Below are 26,485 nucleotides of genomic sequence, written 5' to 3' on the forward strand. Positions count from 1 at the left end.
TCCCCTTCTCTGTACTCCTGCCTCCCAGTGCTCCCGCGACTGATCTACCATCTGACGGATCGACACATGGTGGGGGTACAGGGGGGCGCATGCGGCCGAAGCGGCTGAACGTCAAGATCACCATTCCGTTTTTGGGGGAGATCGGTGGTGAGTGGGAGCCCGACGACGCCGAGCAGAGGGCTGCCTGGGAGCTTTACGTGGAACTGGTGACGCGGGTTTCCGTCGCCCCGTTGCGTGAGGACGAAGGTTCGGCGCGTGAGGCGTTGACCTCCATGTACGTCCTCTTCGCGACGGTCCGCGACATCCTCAAACGGTACGGCCCCGACGTCGCGCCACCTGGGGCACGCAACGAGGTGTCGTTTGGGATCCTCGCCGTCACCGTGCTCAACAGGGCGGTGCGGCCGGTTCTCAGCAAGTGGCATCCGCGGCTCACAGCTTGGGAGAGCTCCACGCCAGCTGGCCGTTCCGCTGTCGAGCACGAGAACACCTGGCAGGAGATCGGCGCTCTCCGAACCGATCTCGACTCGCTGCGCCTGGTTCTCCTGGAACTAGCCCAGGTGCTGGGCAATGTGGCAGGTGCTGCGGATCTGATCGGGACCTCGGAGGTCGCCCCCACCCAGGCTCCGCAAGCGTCCGCCTCGTCCCAACCGCCCGCCCCGAGAGGACCGGCCGTTCCGTGATCAAGGCATTCTTCTCCTACTCGACCCAGGACGCCGCCTTCGTACGAGAAGTGGCGGCCGAGGTCGGCCGGGCCTTTGCCACGATCGACTACCGGTCGTTCCACGCCGGTGGCGACATCCTCGGCTCCATTGACGAGGCCCTCAAGGAATCAGCGGCTTTCGTCTTCTTCCTCAGCAAAGCCGCCCTGGCCTCCCCCTGGGTGAGACATGAGATCCGTGAGGCACGCTTCCAGGCAGCGATGGGGCGGATCAAGAACGTCCTGGTGGTCCGCCTGAACCCGGACATCGCGCCCGAGGACCTGCCGGATTGGCTGAACCGCACCAAGCACATTACGACGATCGCGGCGAAGCCTGCCGCACGCAAGATCAGAGCCCTCATCGACGATCTGGTGCGTCAGGGGCAGAGCCCCCGCTTCGTGGGCCGGGCTACCGAGATCGCAGCACTTCAGGACGTGTATTCCGCGCCGGAACCGGGAGCGGAGAGCCAGGTCGCCTGCGTAACAGGGCTTCCCCGCATAGGCCGACGCGCCACGTTGACCAGGATGGTCCGCGAGTCGCTCGACCTGGAGACCCTCCTGGTCATCGACGTGGAACCCGGCGACACCGTGCAGGCCCTCGCCGCGAAACTCTCCGCGCTGGTCGATCCTTCGGAGACTCCCGAAGAGTCCCTGCAGCGGACCAGAGAGATCGCCGCGCTTAGCGACGCGCAGGCCATTGCACATGCGCTGGCCAAGTTCCAGGAGATCTGTCAGTACCACCAGATGCCTGTGCTCCATGACGAGGGTGGGCTCCTGGACAACGACGGCGACATCGCGCCGTACATCCTCGACCTGATCGAGTCGCTGGGCCAGTATCCAGACATCGTCACCGCGTTGCTCACGAACAGGCGGCCCTCGCCGGATCACTTCATCGCGCGAGGAATGCGCCCGCTCGGCGTGGTGCATCTTCGGCCCTTGGAAGATGCGGACATCAGCCGTCTCGTCGGCCTCATGGCGAAGGCCCGTCAGATCACCTTGTCCCCCGCGACCGTCAAGGAGATCACCACAGCGGTCCGCGGCTATCCGCCCTCGGTCGCGTTTGCGCTCGAACTCATCACAGCCTACGGGCCCGACCTTGGGATCCGCGGTCGGATGCTCTCGGATTTCGGCGCGTCGCCGCTCACCAGCTATCTCAAGCAGAACAAGTTCAGCAACACGGAACAGAAGATCCTCCGCGTCATGGCAGCGAACAGCCCGCTGCCGCTGTCCGTCCTGGAAAAGGCGACCAGTACCTCGGACGACGGTATCGAGAAGGCCTTGATCCATCTCATCGACGTCTCGCTGATCGTCCCGACCGCCGGCGGCTGGTACGAGGTGTCCGGGCCAGCCGTTGACGCGATCCGCCGCGAGTTCGGCACCTGCAGCAAAGCCGAGTACGGGGCGGTCGCGAGCAGACTCGACGAGTTCCTGGCCCGGTCCGAGGACGGAACCGACTACTTGGCCCTGCAACGCACCTTGTTCCGTGCCATGGACAAGGCGGGGCAGCAGTCCACTCCCCGGGCGTACGCCCTGCTCACCGACCGAGTGAAGCTGGCCGACCAGTACTACTACGAGCAGGAGTTCCAACGCTCGGTCGACATGGCGACCGACGCGCTTGACACCAATCCCGGCATCCATCAGGCCCGGACGAGGCTCATTCGCGCCCATGTGAAGCTCGGCGAGTTCGCGCAGGCGGGCGACCACATCGCAGAGCTCAAGAAGCGTGGTCAAATGCGCGACGCGTTCTTCCTCACGGGCTTCCTGGAGAGGCACAGGGGCGAACACCAAGAGGCCCTGAACTACTATCAGAAGGCGCTCGACAACGGATACGGTGGCATGGCGATCCACCGCGAGATGGCCGAGTGCTGTCTTCGTCTGGGCGATCTGCCCCGCGCCGAAGAGCACATCTCGCGAGCAGAGAAGAAGCAGCCCGACAACCGTTTCGTCGTGGACCTGAAGATCCAGATCGCCTGCAAGTTGGGCGACCGGGACACGGCGCTCAAGCTGCTCGTGCGTCTGGCGGACATCGACCACGCCGAGATGGTCAGCCACCGCACGTCACGCGTGGAGTACCTCTGGGGCGACATGGAGACCGCCTATGAATTCGCCCAGAAGGCACTTGAGAAGTCCGACAACGTACGCTTCGAGGTGCTGGCCAACTACGTGCTCTGCGCGCTGCGCACCTCACGCGTCGACGAGGCAAGCACAGCCTTGGACCAACTCGACCGCAAGTTCAGCAGGCAGCGCCGTGACATTCGGACCGGCCTCAGAGCCCGGCTGAGCATCGCCCAGCAGGACTACCAGACCGCGTACGCATACACGGAGCGGTTCATCAGCCCCGAGCGTCCCGTCCACCTCCTGATCCGGCGGGACGCCCTGCGGGGAATGCTCGACCGGACCGCGCTCGCCCCGCAGCGGCGTGCCGATCTCAAGGCGGAGCTGAAGCGGTGCGAGGACCGGCTCGCCGGCCGTGAGGAGGACTTCGACCTAGACGCGCGGGGCGACCTGGGCTGACGGGTTCACGGACTCCGTTCCAGGGCCAGCATCATCACCAGCGCCGCACTGGCCGCACACCGCAGGCGCCCGTCCCATACCGCGAACACCGCCTCATCCAGGCGAATGTGACGGACAACCAGATCTGCCTCTGCTGGTTCCGGCGCGGCACGGGACGGCATGGGGTCGATCGTGCTCCACAAGTGGACGCGGGCGGGCGTGAGCCCGGGCAGGGCGTGGAGCGAACCCCTGTCGACCCACCGTCCGTCTCGGTAGCCGGTCTCCTCAGCCAGTTCCCGATGGGCCGCTGTGCGACTGCCGCCGTCCGCCGGATCCACGGACCCGCCCGGCAACTGCCACATCGTTCCGGCGAGGTAGTGGTACTGCTCGACGACGAGAAGCGCCCCGTCGACCAACGCAGCCACCCGCACCTGGTCCGGCACCTGCACCCAGTCGTAGGCGCCTCGCTCTCCGTGCGGAAGCGTCACCTCGTCCCGGTAGGCGGTGAGACATGGTGTCGCGCACAGCGGCACCCGGCCGTGGCGGGTCCACGGTCCTCGTCGTTCGGCCATGGCGGAAGTCCTGCCGGAGGTTCACCGGTTCGGCGTCAGCGTGCTGCGATGGTACTTGCTGCGGCGCCCATCAACGCAACATCGATGCGTTGGTTACGTCATCGGCGCCGACTACACACAACGGGTTCCCTGAACGCGCGGCCGAGACGCAGAAGGTCCCCGTCACCACCGCGTTAGCGGACCCGGGAAGGACCGCCCAGGGTGCAGGCCCTGGACGGCACTAGTGTCACTTCTTACGCTTCTTCGACGGCGTCTGCGACAAAGCGCTGGCTGCCGCAGACTTCTCCGCCTTCGTCGACTTCGGGTTGGCGAGCACCTTGGCCGCAGCCGACGCCGCGTTCTTGCCCGTCTGTCGTGGGTTCTTGGCCATCACTAACACCTCCTTCCGAGCCGTTTTGCGTCACAGCCCGGAACGAGTGCTTCTGGCCCTTCTTGTAGCGCTGGTAGTTGCTGGCGTCCAAGAGCCGCACGTTTGCAGCATTCCCGGACAGGTCGACCACCGCAACGGACCCCTTGGGCTGCCGACCGAGATCGTGGACTGCATGGTCCATGTGTTTCCCTCTGTATCACCTTCACGGGGGACCTTAGAAGCGGTTGCGCTGGACGCAACATTGTTACGGGCGCTTCAACGGCGGGTGTATCCCCAGGCCAGCCGTTACTCGAGAGGGGCGCCAGCACGAGGCTGACGCCCCTCTGATCAGGGATTACTCGTCACGGTGTTGGCTGCCGAGTGATGCACTCGATGCAATTCCGCTCGTTCTCAGCTGCAGCCGCTGGTGGAGCCGCAGCCCTCGCAGATGTAGCAGGACCCGGCCCGCTGCATCTTCGTACCGCAGGAGAAGCACAGGGGGGCGTCCGCCTGGATGCCCAGCTGCATCTCCACCAGCTCCGCGCTGGTGTGAGCCTGCTCCGGGGCGGGCTTGGCCGCCTCGACCACGGCCTTCGGGGATGCGACGGCCTTCAGTTCCTGCGCGCGGGGCGCGGACTGGGCGAGACCCTCGACGTCGACCTCGTCGTCGGACGGCTCGTACGAACCGGTCTCCAGGTGACGCTGGCGCTCCTCGGCGGAGTGGATACCGAGCGCGGAACGAGTCTCGAAGGGCAGGAAGTCGAGCGCCAGGCGGCGGAAGATGTAGTCGACGATCGACTGCGCCATCCGCACGTCCGGGTCGTCCGTCATACCGGCCGGCTCGAAACGCATGTTGGTGAACTTCGAAACGTACGTCTCCAGGGGCACGCCGTACTGCAGGCCTACGGAGACGGCGATCGAAAAGGCGTCCATCATGCCCGCGAGGGTGGAACCCTGCTTCGACATCTTCAGGAAGACCTCGCCGAGACCGTCGTCCGGGTAGGAGTTGGCGGTCATGTAGCCCTCGGCACCGCCCACCGTGAAGGAGGTGGTGATACCGGGACGCCCCTTGGGGAGGCGCTTGCGCACCGGGCGGTACTCGACGACCTTCTCGACCGTCTCGCGGATGGTCTCCTCCGCCCGCTCGGCGGCCGCGGTGGCCTCAGGGCTCTGGTTGCCCTTGTTCTTGGCGGAAAGTGGCTGGCCGACCTTGCAGTTGTCACGGTAGATCGCGAGCGCCTTGACGCCCATCTTCCACGCCTCGAAGTAGACCTCCTCGACGTCCTCGACGGTCGCCGACTCCGGCAGGTTGACCGTCTTGGAGAGCGCGCCGGAGATCCAGGGCTGAATCGCGGCCATCATGCGGACGTGGCCCATCGCGGAGATGGAACGCTCGCCCATGGCGCAGTCGAAGACCTCGTAGTGCTCGTGCCTGAGTCCGGGGGCGTCGACCACGTTGCCGTGCTCGGCGATGTGATCGACGATCGCCTCGATCTGCTCCTCCTGGTAGCCCAGGCGGCGCAGGGCCTGCGGCACGGTGCCGTTGACGATCTGCATCGAGCCGCCGCCGACCAGCTTCTTGAACTTGACCAGCGCGAGGTCGGGCTCGAGGCCGGTGGTGTCACAGGACATCGCCAGACCGATGGTGCCGGTCGGGGCGATGACGGACGCCTGGGAGTTGCGGAAGCCGTTCTTCGCACCGAGCCGGACCACGTCCTGCCAGGCCTCCGTGGCGGCGGCCCAGATCGGAGTGTCCAAGTCGTCCATGCGGACAGCCACGGCGTTGGCGTCGGCGTGCTGCTGCATGACGCGCTGGTGCGGCTGCGCGTTGCGGGCGTAGCCGTCGTACGGGCCGACGACCGCGGCGAGTTCCGCGGAGCGCTTGTACGACGTGCCCGTCATCAGGGAGGTGATGGCGCCGGCGAGGGCACGGCCACCGTCGGAGTCGTACGCGTGGCCCGTGGCCATCAGGAGGGCGCCGAGGTTGGCGTATCCGATGCCCAGCTGACGGTAGGCGCGAGTGTTCTCGGCGATCTTCTGAGTCGGGAAGTCCGCGAAGCAGATGGAGATGTCCATCGCCGTGATGACGAGCTCGACGATCTTCGAGAAGCGCTCGACGTCGAAGGCCTGGTTGCCCAAGCCGTCGTCCTTCAGGAACTTCATCAGGTTCAGCGAGGCGAGGTTGCAGGACGTGTTGTCCAGGTGCATGTACTCGCTGCAGGGGTTCGAGCCGTTGATACGGCCGGACTCCGGGCAGGTGTGCCAGTGGTTGATGGTGTCGTCGTACTGGATGCCCGGGTCGGCGCAGGCCCAGGCGGCCTCGGCCATCTTGCGGAAGAGCTCCTTGGCGTCGACCTCCTCGATGACCTCGCCGGTCATCCGCGCACGCAGGCCGAACTTCTCGCTGTTCTCGACCGCCTTCATGAACGCGTCGTTCACGCGGACCGAGTTGTTGGCGTTCTGGTACTGGACGGACGTGATGTCGTCGCCGCCCAGGTCCATGTCGAAGCCCGCGTCACGCAGGGCGCGGATCTTCTCTTCTTCCTTGACCTTGGTCTGGATGAAGTCCTCGATGTCGGGGTGGTCGACGTCGAGGATGACCATCTTGGCGGCGCGACGGGTGGCACCACCGGACTTGATCGTTCCAGCCGAGGCGTCGGCACCGCGCATGAAGGAGACCGGACCGGAGGCGTTGCCACCGGAGGACAGCAGTTCCTTGGACGAACGGATCCGGGAGAGGTTCAGGCCGGCACCGGAGCCGCCCTTGAAGATCATGCCCTCTTCCTTGTACCAGTCGAGGATCGAGTCCATGGAGTCGTCGACGGCCAGGATGAAGCAGGCGGAGACCTGCTGAGGCTGCGGTGTGCCGACGTTGAACCACACCGGCGAGTTGAAGCTGAAGACCTGGTGCAGGAGGGCGTACGCCAGCTCGTGCTCGAAGATCTCGGCATCGGCGGGCGAGGCGAAGTACTTGTAGTCCTCACCGGCCTTCCGGTAGGTCTTCACGATGCGGTCGATGAGCTGCTTGAGGCTCACCTCGCGCTGCGGGGTGCCCACGGCACCGCGGAAGTACTTGCTGGTGACGATATTGACCGCGTTCACCGACCAGAACTCGGGGAACTCGACGCCACGCTGCTCGAAGTTGACCGAGCCGTCGCGCCAGTTGGTCATGACGACGTCACGACGCGCCCACTCGACCTCGTCGTACGGATGTACGCCCGGGGTGGTGTGGATGCGCTCGATCCGCAGCCCCTTGTTCGCCTTGGTGCCCTTGGCTCGGGAACTCCGTGCCGGACCGCTCGCCGTCTCTGTCATGCCGCCTCCCTGTATCGGGCCAAAACGCCCTGAAGTGCCTCGTTCTTCCTGGGGCACATGTATGTCTGATGTTGCGCGCAGCGCATGCGCTACCGCTCGCAACAGATCTCTGAATCGCCGCCGACCGGCCGACGCGGGTCGACCCGCTCGTCAGTCGCCGGCGCCTGCGGGTACGGGGGCCTCGGCAGTCCCTCCGGACCCCCGGTCGCTTCCCTGGCGCCCCTCGCCCGCGTCATCGTCGTCCGCGGCGGGGTGCTGCGTCTGTTCCCTGAGTTCCGCGATGGCGGCCTCGAAGTCCTCCGGCGAGTCGAACGCCCGGTAGACGGACGCGAACCGCAGATAGGCGACGAGGTCCAGCTCCTGCAGCGGGCCGAGAATGGCCAGCCCCACGTCATGGGTGGTCAGTTCGGCGCTTCCGGTGGCCCGCACCGCCTCCTCGACCCGCTGGCCGAGCTGGGCGAGTGCGTCCTCGGTGACAGGCCGTCCCTGGCACGCCTTGCGCACGCCATTGATGACCTTGGTACGGCTGAAGGGTTCGGTGACTCCGGACCGCTTGACCACCATGAGCGAGCACGTCTCCACCGTCGTGAACCGACGGGAGCAGTGAGGACACTGGCGGCGCCTGCGGATCGACGTACCGTCGTCGGTCGTACGGCTGTCGACGACGCGGCTGTCGGGGTGCCTGCAGAAGGGGCAGTGCATCGAACTCCATCCCTCCTTCACAGCACGACTCAATAGCCTCGACAGGCCACTTGGGCCCCTCGAAGCAGTCCCCAGCATAGGCGATGATCAGACCCCGAAGGAGCCGGGGGACCACAACTTCTGGGCTGCTGCTGCCATCCAACCACTAGATCTGGGGTTTGGCCGTAAATTTTCCCAGGCTCGCGCGTGTCGCTCCCCGCGACCACGCACGCGGCACCGATCTCGACATGTGCCGCACACCCATACCCGTGCCCGGGCCTGCGGGGATAACGTGGGCGCCGCAGGCAGGGGCCGGTATCCGGTTGACGGGATACCGGATGGCAGACTGGGCGCCGACCCACGAGGTCGTCGTCCCGGCGGCGAAGAGTACAGCAATCAGCCGTTTTGTCCGCCAGGTGCAGCGTTGGCCATACACCCAAGCACATGATCACGCCAGGTGATTCGCAATCTTTCACTCGAACGTGTGTTTGGCGCAACCTTTCGAAAGCAACTACCGTTGTCCAGCAGGGAGACGAACGAGAGGGGCCGACCGTGACCACCACCGCAGACAGTGCCACCATCACCGCCCAGGACCGCTCCCAGGGCCGACTCGAGCCGGTGCATGCCATGAATGAAGCGTTGAATCAGGAGGGACCCAAGCCCACACGCTCCCTGCCGGGCCGACCTCCGGGAATCCGGGCGGACAGCTCCGGACTCACCGACCGGCAGCGCCGGGTGATCGAGGTCATCAGGGACTCCGTGCAGCGGCGCGGGTACCCGCCGTCGATGCGGGAGATCGGGCAGGCCGTAGGCCTCTCCAGCACCTCCTCGGTCGCACACCAGCTGATGGCACTCGAACGCAAGGGCTTCCTGCGGCGCGACCCGCACCGGCCCCGCGCCTACGAGGTCCGGGGATCCGACCAGTCCACGGTCCAGCCCACCGACACGGCGGGCAAGCCGGCAGCGTCGTATGTCCCGCTGGTCGGCCGGATCGCCGCCGGTGGCCCGATCCTCGCTGAGGAGTCGGTCGAGGACGTGTTCCCGCTGCCCCGGCAGCTGGTCGGGGACGGCGAGCTGTTCGTCCTGAAGGTCGTCGGTGACTCGATGATCGAGGCCGCGATCTGCGACGGGGACTGGGTTACGGTCCGCCGCCAGCCGGTCGCCGAGAATGGCGACATCGTCGCCGCGATGCTGGAAGGCGAGGCCACCGTCAAGCGCTTCAAGCGCGAGAACGGCCATGTGTGGCTACTGCCTCACAACTCCGCGTACCAGCCGATTCCCGGCGACGAGGCGACCATCCTCGGCAAGGTCGTGGCGGTGCTGCGGCGGGTGTGAGCACAGCCGCGGGCGGCACACCTCCGCCCCCCTGATCCGAGCCCCGGAACCACCTGCGCCGGTTCCGGGGCTCGCGTTTGCGCCCGAACGGTGTGCGCGGGGAGCTGTACTACTCCCCCGTCTCCTCCGCCGCCTCGGCCTTCCTCGCCGCGGTGTCGATCGCGGCCAGCGACCGTCGTACCTGGTTACGGTCCGTCGTGTACCAGAAGTCGGGCAGTGACGCCTTCAGATAGCTGCCGTAACGGGCCGTGGCCAGACGCTGGTCCAGTACGGCTACGACGCCGCGATCCCCCATCGCTCGTACGAGGCGGCCGGCGCCCTGGGCCATGAGCAGTGCCGCATGCGTGGCGGCGACGGCCATGAAGCCGTTGCCCCCGGCGTCCTCGACGGCCTTCTGGCGGGCGCTCATCAGAGGGTCGTCCGGGCGTGGGAAGGGGATCTTGTCCATGACGACCAACTGGCAACTGGCGCCGGGGACATCGACGCCCTGCCAGAGCGAGAGGGTGCCGAAAAGGCAGGTCTTCGGGTCGGCCGCGAAGTTCTTGATCAGCTCGCCCAGGGTCTCCTCGCCCTGGAGGAGGATCGGGAACTCGGGGATGCGGGAGCGCAGTTCCTCGGCTGCCAGTTGCGCGGCCCGCATCGACGAGAAGAGCCCGAGCGTCCGGCCGCCCGCCGCCTGGATCAGCTCCGTCAGCTCGTCCAGCATGTCCGTGCGGTCGCCATCACGCGCGGGACGCGACAGATGCTTGGCGACGTACAGAATGCCCTGCTTCGGATAGTCGAAGGGTGAGCCGACGTCGACGCCGGTCCATGGCGGGAGGTCCTCGCCCTCCGTGCCCTCGGGAGCCAGCCCCAACGACGCCCCGACTCCGTTGAAGTCGCCGCCGAGCTTCAGTGTCGCCGAAGTGAGAACCACGGAACGGTCCGCGAAGAGCTTCTCCCTGAGCAGACCCGACACGGACATCGGCGCGACGCGCAGGGAGGCGCCGAAGCGGTCATGGCGTTCGTACCAGACGACGTCCCACTCGGAGCCGTTCGTGATCCGCTCGGCCACATCGTGGATCGACTCCACGGAGGCCAGTGCCTGTTTGCGTACCGCGTCCTCGTCGCCGACGGACTTGTCGCGTGTCGTCCCCATCGCCGAGATCACCGTACGAGCGGCGTCGCGCAGTGCCATCAGCGCGTACCCGAGGTCCTCCGGGATCTCCTCCAGGCGCCCCGGCAGGGCCAGCTCCATCAGGCGCTCAAAGCCCTCGGCGGCCGTCTGGAGTTGGTCGGCGGCCTTTTCGTTGACGAGCTTCGCGGCACGGCGCACGGCGCGGTTGACCTGGCCGGGGGTGAGCTCGCCGGTCGCGACTCCGGTGACGCGCGAGACCAGCTCATGGGCCTCGTCGACGATCAGCACCTCATGCTGCGGCAGGACCGGGGCACCCTCGATGGCGTCGATCGCGAGGAGCGCGTGGTTGGTGACCACGACCTCGGCGAGCTTGGCGCGCTCTCGGGCCATCTCGGCGAAGCACTCGGCGCCGTACGCGCACTTCGAGGCGCCCAGGCATTCCCGGGACGACACAGAGATCTGCGACCAGGCCCGGTCGGAGACTCCGGGGGCGAGGTCGTCGCGGTCGCCGGTCTCGGTGTCGTCCGCCCAGTCCCGCAGCCGCAACAGGTCCTGGCCCAGCTTGCTGGTGGGCGCGGCCGCCTCGAACTGGTCGAAGAGTCCCTCGTCCTCGTCCTGCGGCATGCCCTCACGGAGACGGTGCAGGCACAGGTAGTTCGACCGGCCCTTGAGCATCGCGAACTCAGGGCGGCGGCGCAGCAGCGGATGCAGCGCGTCGACCGTGCGCGGAAGGTCCCGCTCCACGAGCTGCCGCTGGAGCGCCAGGGTGGCCGTCGCCACGACGACACGCTCGCCGTGCGCGAGCGCGGGTACGAGATAGCCCAGCGACTTTCCCGTACCGGTGCCGGCCTGGACCAGCAGATGGGAGCCGGCGTCGATGGCCTCCGCGACGGCTTCGGCCATGGTCACCTGGCCAGGGCGCTCCGTACCGCCGACGGCTGTGACGGCGGCATGCAGGAGTTCGGGGAGTGAGTGCTCTGTCATAGCGCGTCCACCCTACGGCGCCGCACTGACACCTGGGCGATCAACGCCTGGGTCATGGGCGCGATCAAGCGGTCGAGAGCCGGATCGGGTTCGACTGGGAACCGGATCGGGTCGAGCGGTGTACCAAAAGTGATGGCGCTACAGCGCATCGCGCAGGGCCCGGTCTCGGACCATGAGGGCGGCCCGTTTGTCGGGCAGGTCGATCTCGGCTGAGAACCGGAAACCGGCGCTCAGAAAGGCAGCCACGGAGGGGGTGTTGCGAAGATCGGGTTCCGCGACGACGCGTGTGCACGAGGGGCGCCGGTCGAGTACGAGGTCGGAGACGGCTCTGAGCAGTGCTGAGCCGAGTCCCCGCCCTCGGTTGGCGACGGGACCGATGAGGAGGTGGATTCCGGTGTCATGAAGGCGAGCGGGATAGTGGCGGGCCAGTGGGTCGAGGTCCGCGCGGTAGATCTCCCAGTAGCTCATCGGCGTGCCGTCCAGTACGCCGAGACAGGGAACGCTGCGGCCGTCCCCGTCGAGCTGCGCACGCAGGTGATCCTCGGCGACCGTCTCGGGTCCGGCCAGCTTCCAGAATGCCGCGACGGCGGGGTCGTTCATCCAGCGGCTGATGAGCGTCAGGTCACGGTCGATGCGTACGGGGACGAGGTGGAAGGGGCCGACAGGGCTGGCGATGGGACCCCAGCCGGCGACGCCGTCGAGCAGGTCGTCACCGGTCGGGGTGACGGTCGGCGTGACGGGGCCGGGCTTCGCCGTGCCTTCCCCTCCGCCGTGTTCCGCTGCGCGCTCGGCTCCCCTGGCTGCTTCGGCCTCCTCGGCGAAGAGCGCGACGAGTTCGTCGGGCAGACGCAGGTCGAGTGTGTCCTGGCTGTCCGCGTCGGGGCCCGGGGCGCTGCTGAGGGAGGTGATGGGGGCGGTACCTGCGTCGGTGCTCGCATCGGTGGGAGGCACGGCGACGCTCCTCTCAGGAGATGGGGTGGGTCATGTTCCTCAGGAATGAAGGGGGTTGGCGATGGTGACGTAGACGGACTGGGTGTCGACCGGGCCGATGAGCTCGTCGAGCCCGTGCAGCCGGGTCAGCAGGTTGGCCTTGCAGCGCAGCACGGGTGTGTCGAGCAGACAGGCGGGAAGGGGTGTACGCAGTCGGGCAGGGCCGGAGGCGACATCGGCGAGGAAGCGGCGGAATGCGGCGAGCAACAGCCTCTCGTCGGCGAGGCCTTGGGAGCCGAAGGCGCCGATGAGGCCGAGCACGTTGTTGATGGCGAGGTAGTAAGCGAAGCGCTCGTCGGTGACCTCGTCGGAGACGAAGGTGTCGCTGTGCTCGCCGATGCCGGGGAGCCGCTTGTCCAGCTCCGCGCGCCGGGACTCGCGAAAGTAGTAGCCCTGGTTGTCACGGTAGCGGCCGCCCGCGGGCCAGCCCTGCGGGTCGAGCAGCACCAGGGTGTTCTGCTGGTGGGCTTCCAGTGCGATGCCTGCCTCGCTGTCCAGCCAGAGGAGGGGGCGGATCACCTGTTCCAGGTAACGGAGGAACCACTCGGTGGCGACAGCGCCGCGAGAGCGTCCGGTGCTCCCGGCGAGGCGGGCGACGATCTCGCTGAGCCGTGACCGCATCGTGGGCCTGCCCTGCCCGAAGCCGGACGGTTCGCCGGATGGGTCCTGAGGTCTGACCGAGACGAGTCCGGCGATGCAGGAGACGGAGTCCGTCGGCGTGAACGGGCTGTGGCGAATCATCACGTCGAGCCCGGGCACGGGACTGCCGTCCGGGGCGTCGACGGCGAGCCAGGCCGGGTCGCGGACGATGTCGAAGCCCGGGTGTGCCGCCTGCCACTGTTCGGCGAGGCCGGTACGCATCAGACGGTGGACCTCGACACCGCGGTGGAGTTCCTTGCGGAGGTTCTCCCGCCGGGAGTTCGTGATGCACAGGCCCAGCGAGAGCTTCAGCATCGCGGGGGCGCCGGAGCGGTAGAGGGTGCGTACGGAGGAGGTGGGATGCCAGGGGGCGCCATGGGGACCGAGGTCCTGGAGCAGACCGGCGTCCAGCAGTTTCGCTGTCGCGGAGCGGTGGCGGACCTCGCGGATCTGCCAGGGGTGCATCGGGAGCGCGGCGTACCCGTCGGGCAGCGGCAGTCCTGGGCCGGCGAGCCGGGCGGTGAGCTGCTGAGCGGGTACGGGACGGCCACGCTCGGTCCAGGCCGAGTCGGTGGCGAGTACGGAGGGAGCGACAGCCATCCAGTGGAGGGGGAAGGAACCGCGTGATTCGGGTGAGTAGAGCAGGGTCTCGGCCTCGGAGAGTCCCTGGCGACTCTTCGGGGTGGGGTGCAGCGGGTGACCGAGCAGGAGGGACTGTTCGGCGGAGAGGAAGAAGTCCGAGCCGTCGGCGGGGTGCTCCCTGCGGGCGCTGATGAACACGGTGGTTCGCTGGGCGGAGTCGGCCACGCGGCGCACCAAGTCGCCGCTGTCGCCGGCCCTGGCCTCCGCCCTGCCGTCCGTACCGCCCGCCAGGGTCTCTCGTCCGAGGAGCGCCGCCAGCGTGGCCGCGTCTGTGGGGGGTGCCTGATGGGGGGCGTCGGAAAGGTGGGGAAGGCCGAGGCGGTGCCAGCCTGTGGGGGACCAGTAGTGCACCGGGACGACCAGGGCAGTGCCGCTGGCAGGGAGTTGGATACGGAGGATGCCGTCTTCGGGAGCAGGGAGGTTGTTCTCCCGTACCCAGCAGCGCAGCAGGTTCTCCACGGATGCGGCCTGGCCCGCGGTGTGCGGATCCGGGTGGTCCAGCAGGTCCAGGTCAGCGGCACCGCTCAGCCGTACCGACTCCCTGGGCCCGGGCCCTCCCTGCTGCCGGGGGACGGATTCTGCTCCGGTGCCCGGCTCGAGGGTGCGGGTGTGACTGTGGGGTGCAGGGATGGCGTTCAAGTGAGTTCCTTGGGAGGTGGTTCAGGGTCGTGCCGCGACGAACTGGGGCCGATCCGGCGTTCGTTGGACCTGGGCGTTTCGTGGGTGCTTCGGGTGGTGTGCTTCCGACCTACGAGTGGCGCTGCCGTGGAGGTGGGGTCGCTCGGTGATGCCCTGCGATATCACCGTGCTCCGGCCTTCCGACCCGTTCGGTCCGTTCCGCCCGTCGGACCGACTCGCCAGGCCTGGCACGCCTGCCACGCTCAACCTCCCGCACCCGCAGGCCAGTTGGTGTCGCCACGACCGACGCGACCGCGTCCGAGAGCCGGTCGAGCACCGCGTTCGCCTGTTCGTCGGTGATGGTCAGAGGCGGGAGCAGACGCACCACGCTGGAGTGGCGTCCGCCGAGTTCCACGATCAGCCCGCGGCGCAGGCACTCCTGCTGAACGGCGACCGCGAGATCGAGGGCGGCAGGGCGCGGCCCACCGCCGGTGCCCCCGGCGGCTTCGGCTGCGGATTCGGGCGATTCCACCGGGTCGACGAGTTCGACGCCGATCATCAGGCCTCGTCCGCGCACGTCACCGACACAGGGGAAGTCGGCTGCAAGACCGCGCAATTGGGCCAGCATGCGGGCACCCAGGCGGGCGGCGCGCTCGGCGAGACGGTTCTCCCGGACGTACGCGAGGGTCGCCGCGCCGGCAGCCATGGCGAGCTGATTGCCGCGGAACGTGCCGGCATGGGCGCCGAGTTCCCGCACGTCGAGGTCGTCGCGATAGACCACGACAGCCAGCGGCAGGCTGCCGCCGATGGCCTTGGAGAGGACCATCACGTCGGGTGTGATTCCGCTGTGTTCCACCGCCCAGAAGGCGCCGGTCCGGCCGACGCCCGTCTGGACCTCGTCGACGATCAGGGGGATGGAGCGGGCGGACGTGATGTCCCGCATCCGCCGCATCCAGTCGTCGCGCGCCGGAATCACTCCGCCCTCGCCCTGCACCGGTTCCACGATCACCCCGGCGGGTGTCGGCGCCCCGGACTTGGGGTCGTCGAGGAGGGATTCCGTCCAGCGTGCGGCGAGTTCGGCGCCCCGCCCTCCGCCGACACCGAACGGGCAGCGGTAGTCCTGCGGATAGGGCAGGCGCACGACGCGTACGTCCGACGCTCCCCCGGATGCTTCGAGCGCCCCTGCGGTCATCCCGTGATAGGCGCCGGAGAAGGCGACGACCCCGGTGCGCCCGGTCGCGGCGCGCGCCAGCTTCAGGGCCGCCTCGACCGCGTCTGTGCCCGCGGGCCCGCAGAACTGCACGCGCGCGTGGTCAGCGAAACCGGGCGGCAGCGTTCGGAACAGCTCGACGGTGAACGCGTCCTTGACGGGTGTGGCCAGATCGAGGACGTGCAGCGGCGCCCCCGAGTCGAGGACCTTTCTGATCGCTTCCAGCACAACCGGGTGGTTGTGCCCGAGGGCCAACGTCCCCGCGCCCGAAAGGCAGTCGAGGTAGCGCGACCCGTCGGCTCCCTCGATCGTCAGCCCACGCGCCCGGACGGGCACGATCGGCAAGGCGCGCGCATAGGTGCGCGCCGCGGACTCATGCGCCGACTGGCGTCGCAGAATCCCTTCGTGCGCCAAGGGCGCGACCTCGGCCTCGCGCATCGCGGGCGCCACGTCGGGCGCAGACTCGGTCACGGCCACGCTGTCGGTCCTCCCGCTGTCCAGAGGTGAGTTGCTCGGCCGCCCATGCGGGCGGCAGGGGATGCACGCAGGCGGAACGCCCCCCGTACGTACCAACGACGGGGACCCCGAGGGGCAACGGCGCGACGAAGATCCCTGTGTGACGGAACTGTTGCCGTTCCATCGGAAGTCCCCCACAGCGACGGCATAGTCTGTGGAGCCGTTCAGCGATCCCCGTTGAACGGCCAAAAACGGTCCCGCCCGGGCCAGTCCGGGACGGCTGATCCGTACGAAGCTGCATATGGCAGCACAGCATTCTCTTTACGCCCAGGGGGAGTTACACCATGCGATCCATACGCCCGCTCTTCGCCGCCCGTCGAGGGAGGAGCACGCGCCGCGGGCCCTCCCCCGTGCTGGCGGCGGTCGGTCTGGCCACCGCACTGGCCCTGACGGCCACCGCCTGTGGCTCGGGCGGTGACACGAACGCGGGCGGCGACGCATCAGCCCCCGCGGCCACTGGCGGCGACGACAAGATCCAGATCCCGGATGACATCCAGGACAGGCTCAAGGAGCACGGGATCGACCTGGACCAGTGGAAGGGCGGCGCCTGGAAGAACTGGGACAAGGACGACTGGCTTCGCGAGGCCGGCGACTTCGTCAACCCGATCATCGAGGACCTGTGGAACCCGGACCGCATGCGCGAGGCCGAGGACCCGGACCAGGGCAAGGGCGTCGACGACAACGATCTGTCGGGTGACCAGGGCGTCACCGACCCGGAGCCGGCGCCCGTGGAGGCGCAGCCCGTGCAGGCGGCGTACCACGACAACGCGCCCGAGGCGGGCAAGGTGTTCTTCGACTCCCCGGAGGGCACGATGGTCTGCTCGGCGACCGTAGTCGAGGACCCGGCCAACCCGGGCAAGTCCAACCTCGTATGGACCGCGGGCCACTGCGTGCACGCAGGCAAGTCCGGCGGCTGGTACCGCAACATCGCCTTCGTACCCTCGTACAACAACGACGCCAAGTCGGCGGCGGAACTCACGAACGCCACCCAGGAGGAGGTCGCTCCGTACGGCGTCTGGTGGGGTGACTGGGCGCAGACCTCGGACCAGTGGATCGAGCAGGGCGGCGCGACGGGCGGCCAGGGTGCCTCGTACGACTTCGCCGTCATTCATGTGACGCCGGAGGAGGGCAGTGGCGGCAAGTCCCTGGAGGAGACGGTCGGTTCGGCCCTTCCCGTGGACTTCGACGCTCCTGCCGTGTCCGAGGTCGGCAGCATCACGGCGACGGGTTACCCGGCCGCGAAGCCGTTCGACGGCGAGACGATGCACCAGTGCAAGGATGAGCCGGGGCGGCTCTCACTCGCCAAGTCCGAGCCGACGATGTACCGCATCGGCTGCACGATGACCGGCGGTTCGTCCGGCGGCGGCTGGGTGTCGGCGGGCTCCGACGGCAAGCCCGCGCTGGTGTCCAACACCTCGATCGGCCCGGTGACCGCTGGCTGGCTGGCTGGCCCGCACCTGGGCGAGGAGGCCAAGGGGATCTACGACGCTGTGAGCGAGAAGTTCGCGGGGCAGTGACCGCACGCTGACGTGTGAAGGCCCGCCCCCTGAAGGGATGCTGTTGGCGAATTGCGGGGCTGGTGCGTGACGTCGGTCTCCAAGACCTGGTTGTGGTCTTGGAGACCGACGTTTGTGTTTGGGGTGGGGTACGGGTGTCGATGAAGCCGCTGGTACCGGGAGAAGTCCCGGCGGAGACGGCGCGGGTGGTGCGGGCGGCTTTCCCGAAGGGCAGTCGGCGATCAGGGTTCGGGACGAGCTGGGCGTGATTTTCACGGACGAGCAGTTCTCGGGTCCGTTCCCGGCGCGGGGCAAACGTGCCTAACCGATGAGTGGCCCCGCGCCACCGGTCGATACCAGACGCTGGCAGCCTCCCGCACCCGCTTCCGCCTGGTCGAGCCTGCGGTCGGCTACCGCGTACGGCTCGCGCTGCCCGCAGTCGCCCACCAGCACCGGCCCGGGCATGAGCGAGGACTGCCTGTATCTCAACGTCTACACCCCCGAACGGCGAACGAACCGCCCGCTGCCGGTGCTGTTCTGGATCCACGGCGGGGGCTTCTCCAGCGGCGCCGGTGACCTCTACGACGGCTCGCAGATCGCGAAGGCCAACAACGTAGTTGTCGTCACGATCAACTACCGGCTGGGCGTCTTCGGTTTCCTCGACGTGCCCGGGCTGAGCAGGCAGGGTGCGGGCAACTACGGCCTGCTCGACCAGGAGGCGGCTCTTCGCTGGACGCAGCGCAACATAGGTGCCTTCGGAGGGGACGCGGGCCGCGTGACCATCGCCGGCGAGTCGGCCGGCGGCCATTCCGTCTGCGCTCTACTGTCCTCGCCTCCGGCGCGCGACCTGTTCGCCGGTGCAATCATCCAGAGCGGCGGGTGCCCGAGCCTCACGGTCGCACAGGCCACCGCCAAGGGCGAGGCCTACGCCGCGGCCGTCGGCTGTTCCGTTCCGGCGACCAGCGTGTCCTGTCTACGGGCCAAGTCGGCGAACGAACTGCGGGCCGCCGACAGCGGCTTCGTCGGCGGCATCCTGAACGGTCCCCTTCCCGTGTCCGGGGTTCCCGAACTGCCCCTCGCGCCGAGCGTTGCCGTACGATCCGGCCGGATCCACAATGTCCCCCTCCTCATCGGCAGCACCCGCGACGAGGTGCGCCAATGGGCACTGCCGTTCGCGAACGCGACGAAGGGTCAGTACGAGCGGGCGGTCAGGCCCGAGTTCGGCGCACAGGCCGACGCCGTACTCGCGCACTACCCCTACAGCGCCTACGACAGCCCGTACACAGCGACGTACGCCATCGGCACGTTGTGGGGCGACAGCAGCGTCTTCTACGGACTGGGCGGCTGCCAGTATCAGAACCTCACGGCTCAGTTCGCCACTCGGCAACCGAAGACGTACTTCTACGAGTTCGACGACCCGCACCCACCCGCCCTCGCGACGACTCCGGCCGGCTTCGACTCCGGCGCCCCACATGCCAGCGAGCTCGGCTACCTGTGGCCCATGGATACCTCGAAGTCGCTGACTCCGGAGCAACAGCAGCTGTCCATGGCGATGGTGCGCTACTGGGGCACGTTCGTGAAGCACGCGAACCCCACGACCGGAGGACTGGCAGCCTGGCCTTCATACCGCAGCGACAAGTACATGTCTCTGCTGCCCGGTGATGACAGCCAGGCCCTGAAGTCCGAGGTGTACGCGGATCGACACCAGTGTTCGTTCTGGAACTGGTCTGGTCCTGCCAGCCACGACGTCGACACGGCGAAGTTCTCCGCGGTCATCGGCGACTGGGAGAGCCGATTCGGCGCCCGTGTCGTCGCGGTCGGCTTCTCCACCCTGCACCTCAGCATCGCAACCCCACCGACGGCCGAGGAGGACGCCCTCCTGGTCGCTGCCGAGCACTTCGCCTTCTGCCCCGACAACATCTGGCAAAGCAGAAGGCCGTACACACTGGCCGGATACGCAGAGCGGATCACCGGTGTCCACAACTGGGACTTCTGATGGGACTGAGGCATCCCCTACCGGGAAACGATCAACCGTGCGGCGGGAAGCGCTCTTCAGGGGCTTCACGCCTACCTGATCAGAGGCATTCGTGAACGCCCCTTCCCACTCCGCATCCGTAACCACAAACGCTTCCTCGCAGCCCCGCTGCACTGAATCAGCCCGATCTCGGAGCGAGCATGGGCTCACTGCGAGATCGGGCTGAATTCGCCAACAGCATCCCTAAAGGGGGCGGGCCTTCATCATGTGAAGCTCTCCGTTCAGAGGCGCTTCGTGGTCACACGGTGGCCGCCGGGACGTACGGTGCCAGCTCAGCCGCCAGTTCCTCGTGCACCCGTACCTTGAGCAGCGTGCCCTCCGGGGTGTGCTCCTCGGAGATCACCTCGCCGTCGGTGTAGGCCCGGGCGACGAGTCGGCCGTGTGTGTACGGCACGAGTGCCTCGATCTCGACCGAGGGGTGCGGGAGTTCGACGTCGATCAGCGCGAGCAGTTCGTCGATGCCCTGGCCCGTACGGGCCGAGACCGCGATGGAGCGCTTCTCGATCCGCAGTAGCCGCTGGAGCACCAGCGGATCGGCCGCGTCCGCCTTGTTGATCACCACGATCTCGGGTACGTCGGTCGCGCCCACGTCGCGGATGACCTCGCGCACGGCGGCCAGCTGCTCCTCCGGTGCCGGGTGGGCGCCGTCGACCACGTGCAGGATCAGATCGGAGTCGCCGACCTCCTCCATCGTGGAGCGGAACGCCTCGACGAGGTGGTGCGGCAGGTGCCGTACAAATCCGACGGTGTCCGCGAGCGTGTAGAGACGCCCGGTGGGCGTCTCGGCCCGTCGCACGGTCGGGTCGAGGGTCGCGAACAGTGCGTTCTCGACCAGGACGCCCGCGCCCGTCAGCCGGTTCAGCAGCGAGGACTTGCCCGCATTGGTGTAGCCGGCGATGGCGACCGAGGGCACCTTCTTGCGACGGCGCTCCCGGCGCTGGATCTCACGGCCCGTCTTCAAGGCCGCGATCTCCCGGCGCATCTTCGCCATCTTCTCCCGAATACGGCGTCGGTCCGTCTCGATCTTGGTCTCACCGGGACCACGGGTGGCGAGGCCGCCGCCCTTGCCGCCGCCCATCTGACGGGACAGCGACTGACCCCAGCCTCGCAGCCTCGGCAGCATGTACTGCATCTGGGCGAGCGCGACCTGTGCCTTGCCCTCTCGGGACTTGGCGTGCTGGGCAAAGATGTCGAGGATCAGGGCGGTCCGGTCGATCACCTTGACCTTGACGACATCTTCGAGATGGATCAGCTGGCCCGGCGAAAGCTCGCCGTCGCAGATGACGGTGTCCGCGCCGGTCTCGAGCACGATGTCACGCAGCTCGTTGGCCTTGCCGGAGCCAATGTATGTGGCCGGGTCTGCCTTGTCGCGGCGCTGGATCACGCCGTCGAGCACCAGGGCGCCGGCCGTCTCCGCGAGGGCGGCCAGCTCCGCGAGGGAGTTGTCCGCGTCGGCCGCCGTCCCCGAGGTCCACACCCCGACGAGTACCACTCGCTCAAGACGCAGCTGTCGGTACTCGACCTCGGTGACGTCTTCGAGCTCGGTGGACAGGCCCGCGACACGGCGCAGTGCCGCGCGGTCGGAGCGGTCGAACTGGTCGCCGTCCCACTCGCCGTCGATCGCATGGCTCCAGGCGACGTCCTCTTCCATCAGGGCATCGGCCCGAAGACGATCGGGGTTGTTCTGCACGAGGCTCTGCTTGTCCTGGGAAGGGGAAGAAGAGGAGGTCATTGGGTCCTTACGTCGATGGAGATACCTGAGGGACGACGAGCTGCCGTCCGTTATTGGAGACAACGTCCGGGGTCGCCGGGAGATTCCCGGCCGTGGAGTCCGACCGGCGGATCATGCCGCAGACCCGGGATGCCGCGTCGTCGACCTGATGATGGTTGCACGGCACGCCCCGTCTCGTCATCTGAGTTACCGAGGGCTCTTGATCTGCGTGGTCGACGGCTGTCGCGCGTGCTTCGCGCCCTTCTCGACGGGTGCGGCACTGCGCCACTCCGGGTGCCCCGGCATGGGCGGTGTCTTCTTGCCGTACAGCCAGGCCGTGAAGAACGCGCTCAGATCGCGCCCCGCGACGGCCGAGGCGAGGCCCTCGAAGTCCGCGGTCGTCGCGATGCCGTCACGGTGGATCCTCACCCAGCGCCGCTCCAGCCGCTCGAAGGCCGGGCGGCCGATCTCCTGGCGCAGCGCGTACAGGACCAGGGCGCTGCCGCCGTAGACGTTCGGCCTGAAGATGCTGATCCTCCGGCCGGACTCGGGGGCCTTGGGAGCCGCCGGCGGGCCTCCGGCGGCCCGCCAGGTGTCGGACGCCCGGTAGGCCTCGTGCATCCGTGTCTCAAGGGGCCTGCCCGCCGTCTCCTCCGCGTACAGGGCCTCGTACCAGGTGGCGTGTCCTTCGCTCAGCCACAGGTCGGACCAGGTGCGCGGGGTGACGCTGTTGCCGAACCACTGGTGTGCCAGCTCATGCACCATGGTCGACTCGACGTACCACTTCGGGAACTCAGGACGGGTGAAGAGCTCTCTCTCGAAGAGAGAGAGCGTTTGTGTCTCGAGTGCGAAGCCGGTCCGCGCCTCGGCGATCAGCAGCCCGTACGTCTCGAAGGGGTACCGCCCGACCTTCCTTTCCATCCAGGCGATCTGCTCGGGCGTCCTCTTGAGCCAGGGCTCCAGCTTCTCGCGGTCCTTGGAGGGCACCACATCGCGTACGGGGAGACCGCCCGGCCCGCTCCCGTGCCGCACGGAGGAGCGTCCGATGGACACCTGGGCGAGCTCGGTGGCCATGGGGTGCTCGGTTCGGTACGCCCAGGTGGTGGTCCCCGCGTGGCGGACCGCTTCCAGCGCCAGTCCGTTCGCCACGGCCGTGTATGCGTCGGGCGCGGTGACACGGATGGTGAAGATCGCTTTGTCGGAGGGATGGTCGTTGCCCGGGAAGATCCGGTGCGCGGCGTCGATCTGGTTGGCCATGGCGAGCCCGTCCTCGGTCCGCACCCAGCCGCTCTCCACATCCTCCCCGGGCGTCGGATCGCTGTCGTGGCCCACCGTGATCCGCATCCGGCTGCCGGGCGCCAGCCGCTCCGCGGGTGTGACCACCAAGTCCTCTCCCGCGCTGCGGAACTCCGCGGGCACGCCGTTGACCTCGACGGATCGCACTGTTCCGTGCGAGTAGTCAAGATTGACCTTCTCCAACCAGTCCGTCGCCCGGGCGTCGATCGTCGTGACGGCCGGCAGCGGCTCGCTGTTGTTCCCGGAGTACGTGAAGGCGAGGTCGTACGCCATGACGTCGTACCCGGGGTTGCCGAGGTGCGGGAAAAGGCGGTCGCCGATGCCGAGCGGTTCCGCCGGCGTGGGGCCGCTCGCGGCGACGAGGCAGAGGGAGGAGGCGGCGAGCAGCGCCCTGCGGAGTGACCTGGCGGCCCTTGGGAGCAGAGCCCGGGTCCTGAAGGTGAGCGGCATGAACCACGGCTATCAGCACCCGTCCGGCGTGTGGTGACGACTCGCGCCGCACACACTCGAAGGGATGCCGATAGCCCGCTGATGGCCTCCTACGGAGTCGTCGCCTGGTGCTGGGCCCGGCCCACGTCGTACACACCCGGCACGTTGCGCATCGCCCGCATCAGCGCGGGCAGGTGTGCGGCGTCCGGGAGTTGGAGCGTGTAGGTGTGGCGTACGCGCTGCTGGCTGGGGGGTTCGACGGTCGCCGAGACGATGGCGACACCCTCCAGGGCGATGGCTTCGGTCAGGTCGGCGAGCAGATGCGGCCGTCCGAAGGACTCGGCGACCAGCGTGACACGGCACTCCGTGGTGTCACCCCAGCGTACGTCGACCTCCCTGCGCCCCGCGTCTTTCATACGCGCCACCACAGCGCACTCGACACGATGAACTGTCACCACTCCCCCGCGTACAGCGAAGCCGGTGACCTCGTCGGGCGGTACAGGCGTACAGCAGCCCGCGATGCGTACGGTCGCACCGGGCTCGTCGACCACGGCGTTCGCGTCAGATGGCGGCGCGGCAGACCCGTCGACAGTCGGCCTGAGGGGCGCTGCGGAGATCTCCGCCTCCGGGGTGTCGCCGGGCGAGGGGTGCGTGGCGAGCCAGCGCTGGATGGCGATGCGCGCGGCGGGCGTACGCGCGTGCTCCAGCCACTCCCTGGAGGGCTCTGAGGACGCGTCCTGCCCCATGAGCAGTTGCACGGTGTCGCCGTCCCGCAGGACCGTACTCAGCGTCGCCAGGCGGCCGTTGACACGCGCGCCCATGCAAGCGTGCGCGTCCTCGCCGTACTGCGCGTACGCGGCGTCCACGCAGCTCGCGCCCGCGGGCAGCCCGATCGTGCCGCCGTCGGGGCGTAACACGGTGATCTCCCGGTCCTGGGCGAGGTCTTCGCGAAGCGTGGACCAGAACGTGTCGGGATCCGGCGCGGCCTCCTGCCAGTCGAGAAGGCGGGAGAGCCAGCCGGGTCGCGTGGGGTCCACGCGCTCGCCGTCACTGTCCAGTTGCTCCTCCGAAGGAGGAGCATAGGGATTACCGAGCGCGATGACTCCGGCCTCGGCGACCTTGTGCATCTGGTGCGTGCGGATGAGAACTTCGGCGACCTGGCCGGCCATGGGGGTGCCGCCGGGCGAGTCTGTTCGACCCTGGGGGACGGCGACGGCCGTGTGCAGCGACTGGTACAGGTTGAACTTGGGGACGGCGATGAAGTCCTTGAATTCCGATACCACCGGCGTGAGACAGGTGTGCAGTTCACCGAGGACTCCGTAGCAGTCGGCGTCCTCATTCACGAGCACCAGGAGGCGTCCGAAGTCGACGCCGCGCAGTCGGCCGCGCTTGCGGGAGGTTCGGTGCAGCGAAACCAAGTGCCGTGGCCGGATGAGCACTTCGGCCTGCAGTCCGGCCTCGCGCAGGACCGTACGCACCTCTTCCGCGATCTCCGCGAGGGGATCGTCGGCGCGCGCCGCGTTCTCGACGATGAGCTCCCTGGTGCGCTTGTACTCCTCGGGATGCAGGATCGCGAAGACGAGGTCCTCGAGCTCGGTCTTGAGCGCCTGGACCCCGAGCCGTTCGGCGAGCGGGATCAGCACGTCCCTGGTGACCTTGGCGATGCGCGCCTGCTTCTCGGGGCGCATGACGCCCAGGGTGCGCATGTTGTGCAGCCGGTCGGCGAGCTTGATCGACATCACGCGTACGTCGTTACCGGTGGCGACGAGCATCTTGCGGAACGTCTCCGGCTCGGCGGCCGCTCCGTAGTCGACCTTCTCCAACTTCGTGACGCCGTCGACGAGAAAGCGGACCTCCTCGCCGAACTCCTCCCGCACCTGATCGAGCGTCACATCCGTGTCTTCGACGGTGTCGTGGAGCAGAGAGGCCGTCAATGTCGTGGTCTCCGCGCCGAGTTCGGCGAGGATCAAGGTCACGGCGAGCGGGTGTGTGATGTAGGGCTCGCCACTCTTGCGCATCTGGCCGCGGTGCGAGGACTCGGCGAGGACGTACGCCCGGTGCAGTGGCTCCAGAACGGCTTCGGGGTGGTGGGCGCGATGTGCCTCGACCACATGGCTGATCGCGTCGGGGAGCCGACCGCGGCCCGCGGACCCCAGGAGCGCGGCTCGGCCGAGGCGGCGCAGATCGATGCGTGGGCGGCTCCTCCTGCGATGCGCTTCGGGCGCGATCGGGCCGGGCGTCGCGGGGTTCGTGGCCTCCGCACTCATGGGCACCTCCGGCTGCGTTGACCGACGGACGGGGCACCCCATGGCGTACACGGCTTTGGGGATGGTGTCGTTCCCCCGTCCGGGCCGGTGCTTGATGCTATCGAGCCCAGCACGCTCGGCTGACCGCCTCACGCCGAGCGTGAAACGGATCACCCATTCGAGCGATGGTTCAGGGGTTTACGGTTTCGAGCCACTCGGCGTCGATCTCGCCCTCGGCGACGATCACCGCGGGTCCGGTCATCTCGATCTCGCCGTCGGGGCGCTCGCTGATCACCAGGCGTCCGCCGGGCACATCGACGGTGTACGTGGCCGGGGTGCCGGTGACCCCGGGATCGGCGCCGTCCCGTCTCGCCGCCGCCACCGCGACGGCACACGCGCCCGTGCCACACGAGCGGGTCTCGCCGGCGCCGCGCTCATGCACGCGCAGGGCGACGTGCTGGGGGCCGCGGTCGACGACGAACTCGACGTTCACCCCGTCCGGGTACGCGGATGCCGGGCTGAACGGCGGGGGAGTGAACAGGTTGCCTGCATGGTCGAGGTCGTCGACAAAGGCGACCGCGTGCGGATTACCCATGTTCACGTTGCGCGCGGGCCAGCTGCGCTCACCCACGCTCACGGTGACGTCCCCTTCGGGGAGGAGCGCCTTGCCCATGCCGACGGTGATGTCGCCCTCCTTGGCGATGTGCGCCCTCTTCACCCCTCCGCGCGTGGCGATCGCGACATCTCCTTCGGTCACATGTCCGGCGCGCTGGAGGTAGCGCGCGAACACTCGCACTCCGTTGCCGCACATCTCCGCGATCGAACCGTCGCCGTTGCGGTAGTCCATGAACCACTCCGCCTCGGCGGCCATCTCCTTGGCCTCGGGGTGCGCGGCGGACCGTACAACATGCAGCAGACCGTCCCCGCCGATGCCCGCGCGGCGGTCGCAGAGGGCGGCGACGGCGGCCGGGGGCAGGTCGATGGCGTTCTCGGGGTCGGGAACGATCACGAAGTCGTTCTCGGTCCCGTGCCCCTTGAGGAAGGCGATCCGCGTGCTCATTCCTCGATCGTACGGGGTGGGTACGACACCGTGGCCCGGGCCAGGAGGCTTCTG

The 26,485-nt window shown here is 68.2% G+C and carries 17 protein-coding genes and 2 pseudogenes; 6 read left to right on the top strand and 13 right to left on the bottom strand.

The genetic code is table 11. The annotated features are described in order from the left end of the window. The first annotated feature begins 89 nt into the window (after positions 1 to 89). Both ACFYO0_RS39995 and ACFYO0_RS40000 read left to right on the top strand, forming a co-directional pair. Positions 90 to 680: a hypothetical protein gene (locus ACFYO0_RS39995; protein WP_388686314.1), complete on the top strand. Its 591-nt coding sequence runs from the start codon at positions 90 to 92 to the stop codon at positions 678 to 680. Continuing rightward, positions 677 to 3,211: a TIR domain-containing protein gene (locus tag ACFYO0_RS40000; RefSeq protein WP_388686316.1), complete on the top strand. Its 2,535-nt coding sequence runs from the start codon at positions 677 to 679 to the stop codon at positions 3,209 to 3,211. Before ACFYO0_RS39995 ends, ACFYO0_RS40000 begins: the two co-directional genes overlap by 4 nt. A gap of 5 nt (positions 3,212 to 3,216) precedes the next feature. Here the strand turns inward: ACFYO0_RS40000 and ACFYO0_RS40005 are convergent, their stop codons facing one another. From ACFYO0_RS40005 to nrdR, 5 genes and pseudogenes are all read right to left on the bottom strand, one after another. Continuing rightward, positions 3,217 to 3,762, bottom strand: coding sequence for an NUDIX domain-containing protein (locus ACFYO0_RS40005; protein WP_388686318.1), 546 nt, complete (start codon positions 3,760 to 3,762; stop codon positions 3,217 to 3,219). A gap of 226 nt (positions 3,763 to 3,988) precedes the next feature. Beyond that, positions 3,989 to 4,132, bottom strand: a complete 144-nt coding sequence (locus ACFYO0_RS40010; RefSeq protein WP_388686396.1) for a hypothetical protein — start codon at positions 4,130 to 4,132, stop codon at positions 3,989 to 3,991. Positions 4,133 to 4,184: 52 nt separating this feature from the next. Then, positions 4,185 to 4,313, bottom strand: a pseudogene (locus ACFYO0_RS40015) (DUF1883 domain-containing protein); the annotation flags it as partial. A 209-nt stretch (positions 4,314 to 4,522) separates the two neighbouring features. After that, a complete protein-coding gene (locus tag ACFYO0_RS40020; RefSeq protein ID WP_388686319.1) occupies positions 4,523 to 7,426 on the bottom strand; it encodes a vitamin B12-dependent ribonucleotide reductase in 2,904 nt (967 codons plus the stop codon). Positions 7,427 to 7,576: 150 nt separating this feature from the next. Further along, on the bottom strand, positions 7,577 to 8,128 hold the full coding sequence (gene nrdR / locus ACFYO0_RS40025; RefSeq protein ID WP_388686320.1) for a transcriptional regulator NrdR: 552 nt from the start codon (positions 8,126 to 8,128) through the stop codon (positions 7,577 to 7,579). A 531-nt stretch (positions 8,129 to 8,659) separates the two neighbouring features. Between nrdR and lexA the strand changes: the two genes are divergently transcribed. Next, positions 8,660 to 9,442 (top strand): transcriptional repressor LexA, encoded by a 783-nt coding sequence (lexA, locus tag ACFYO0_RS40030; RefSeq protein ID WP_388686322.1) that lies wholly within the window; start codon positions 8,660 to 8,662, stop codon positions 9,440 to 9,442. 109 nt (positions 9,443 to 9,551) lie between these two features. Here lexA and ACFYO0_RS40035 read toward each other — a convergent pair whose 3' ends face one another. The 4 genes from ACFYO0_RS40035 to ACFYO0_RS40050 all read right to left on the bottom strand — a co-directional run bounded on the left by ACFYO0_RS40035 (position 9,552) and on the right by ACFYO0_RS40050 (position 16,119). After that, positions 9,552 to 11,543 (bottom strand): ATP-dependent DNA helicase, encoded by a 1,992-nt coding sequence (locus ACFYO0_RS40035; RefSeq protein ID WP_388686323.1) that lies wholly within the window; start codon positions 11,541 to 11,543, stop codon positions 9,552 to 9,554. A gap of 138 nt (positions 11,544 to 11,681) precedes the next feature. Further along, positions 11,682 to 12,494, bottom strand: coding sequence for a GNAT family N-acetyltransferase (locus ACFYO0_RS40040; RefSeq protein ID WP_388686324.1), 813 nt, complete (start codon positions 12,492 to 12,494; stop codon positions 11,682 to 11,684). A 39-nt stretch (positions 12,495 to 12,533) separates the two neighbouring features. Further along, positions 12,534 to 14,453 carry an IucA/IucC family protein gene (locus ACFYO0_RS40045; protein ID WP_388686325.1) on the bottom strand — a complete coding sequence of 640 codons (1,920 nt, stop codon included), beginning with the start codon at positions 14,451 to 14,453 and terminating at the stop codon, positions 12,534 to 12,536. A 109-nt stretch (positions 14,454 to 14,562) separates the two neighbouring features. Then, positions 14,563 to 16,119, bottom strand: a complete 1,557-nt coding sequence (locus ACFYO0_RS40050) for a diaminobutyrate--2-oxoglutarate transaminase family protein (RefSeq protein ID WP_388686326.1) — start codon at positions 16,117 to 16,119, stop codon at positions 14,563 to 14,565. Positions 16,120 to 16,442: 323 nt separating this feature from the next. On the opposite strand from ACFYO0_RS40050, the gene ACFYO0_RS40055 reads away from it, so the two are divergent. The 3 genes and pseudogenes from ACFYO0_RS40055 (at position 16,443) to ACFYO0_RS40065 (ending at position 19,650) form a co-directional block, all read left to right on the top strand. Then, entirely contained in the window at positions 16,443 to 17,675 is a 1,233-nt protein-coding gene (locus tag ACFYO0_RS40055) for a trypsin-like serine peptidase (protein ID WP_388686328.1), read from the top strand. Positions 17,676 to 17,809: 134 nt separating this feature from the next. Further along, positions 17,810 to 17,976 (top strand): annotated as a pseudogene (locus ACFYO0_RS40060) (IS5/IS1182 family transposase); the annotation flags it as partial. A 6-nt stretch (positions 17,977 to 17,982) separates the two neighbouring features. Next, entirely contained in the window at positions 17,983 to 19,650 is a 1,668-nt protein-coding gene (locus tag ACFYO0_RS40065; RefSeq protein WP_388686330.1) for a carboxylesterase family protein, read from the top strand. Positions 19,651 to 19,927: 277 nt separating this feature from the next. On the opposite strand, the gene hflX is transcribed toward ACFYO0_RS40065, so the two are convergent. From hflX to dapF, 4 genes are all read right to left on the bottom strand, one after another. Continuing rightward, positions 19,928 to 21,421, bottom strand: a complete 1,494-nt coding sequence (gene hflX / locus ACFYO0_RS40070; RefSeq protein ID WP_388686331.1) for a GTPase HflX — start codon at positions 21,419 to 21,421, stop codon at positions 19,928 to 19,930. A 186-nt stretch (positions 21,422 to 21,607) separates the two neighbouring features. After that, complete coding sequence (locus ACFYO0_RS40075) at positions 21,608 to 23,146, bottom strand: M1 family metallopeptidase (protein WP_388686333.1); 1,539 nt, start codon at positions 23,144 to 23,146, stop codon at positions 21,608 to 21,610. Positions 23,147 to 23,235: 89 nt separating this feature from the next. Beyond that, entirely contained in the window at positions 23,236 to 25,392 is a 2,157-nt protein-coding gene (locus ACFYO0_RS40080; RefSeq protein WP_388686335.1) for a RelA/SpoT family protein, read from the bottom strand. 169 nt (positions 25,393 to 25,561) lie between these two features. Further along, a complete protein-coding gene (gene dapF, locus ACFYO0_RS40085; protein WP_388686336.1) occupies positions 25,562 to 26,431 on the bottom strand; it encodes a diaminopimelate epimerase in 870 nt (289 codons plus the stop codon). Positions 26,432 to 26,485: the final 54 nt, after the last annotated feature.

The organism is Streptomyces sp. NPDC006365, assembly GCF_042870755.1.
In the GTDB taxonomy this organism is placed as follows: Bacteria; Actinomycetota; Actinomycetes; order Streptomycetales; family Streptomycetaceae; genus Streptomyces; species Streptomyces xiangluensis.

Excerpts from the sequence above, each read along its gene's own strand:
- ACFYO0_RS40075 (WP_388686333.1), bottom strand. The coding sequence starts at position 23,146 with ATGCCGCTCACCTTCAGGACCCGGGCTCTGCTCCCAAGGGCCGCCAGG.
- hflX (WP_388686331.1), bottom strand. The coding sequence starts at position 21,421 with ATGACCTCCTCTTCTTCCCCTTCCCAGGACAAGCAGAGCCTCGTGCAG.
- ACFYO0_RS40065 (WP_388686330.1), top strand. The coding sequence starts at position 17,983 with ATGAGTGGCCCCGCGCCACCGGTCGATACCAGACGCTGGCAGCCTCCC.
- ACFYO0_RS40005 (WP_388686318.1), bottom strand. The coding sequence starts at position 3,762 with ATGGCCGAACGACGAGGACCGTGGACCCGCCACGGCCGGGTGCCGCTG.
- nrdR (WP_388686320.1), bottom strand. The coding sequence starts at position 8,128 with ATGCACTGCCCCTTCTGCAGGCACCCCGACAGCCGCGTCGTCGACAGC.
- dapF (WP_388686336.1), bottom strand. The coding sequence starts at position 26,431 with ATGAGCACGCGGATCGCCTTCCTCAAGGGGCACGGGACCGAGAACGAC.
- ACFYO0_RS40080 (WP_388686335.1), bottom strand. The coding sequence starts at position 25,392 with ATGAGTGCGGAGGCCACGAACCCCGCGACGCCCGGCCCGATCGCGCCC.
- ACFYO0_RS40010 (WP_388686396.1), bottom strand. The coding sequence starts at position 4,132 with ATGGCCAAGAACCCACGACAGACGGGCAAGAACGCGGCGTCGGCTGCG.
- ACFYO0_RS40035 (WP_388686323.1), bottom strand. The coding sequence starts at position 11,543 with ATGACAGAGCACTCACTCCCCGAACTCCTGCATGCCGCCGTCACAGCC.
- ACFYO0_RS39995 (WP_388686314.1), top strand. The coding sequence starts at position 90 with ATGCGGCCGAAGCGGCTGAACGTCAAGATCACCATTCCGTTTTTGGGG.
- ACFYO0_RS40055 (WP_388686328.1), top strand. The coding sequence starts at position 16,443 with ATGCGATCCATACGCCCGCTCTTCGCCGCCCGTCGAGGGAGGAGCACG.
- ACFYO0_RS40020 (WP_388686319.1), bottom strand. The coding sequence starts at position 7,426 with ATGACAGAGACGGCGAGCGGTCCGGCACGGAGTTCCCGAGCCAAGGGC.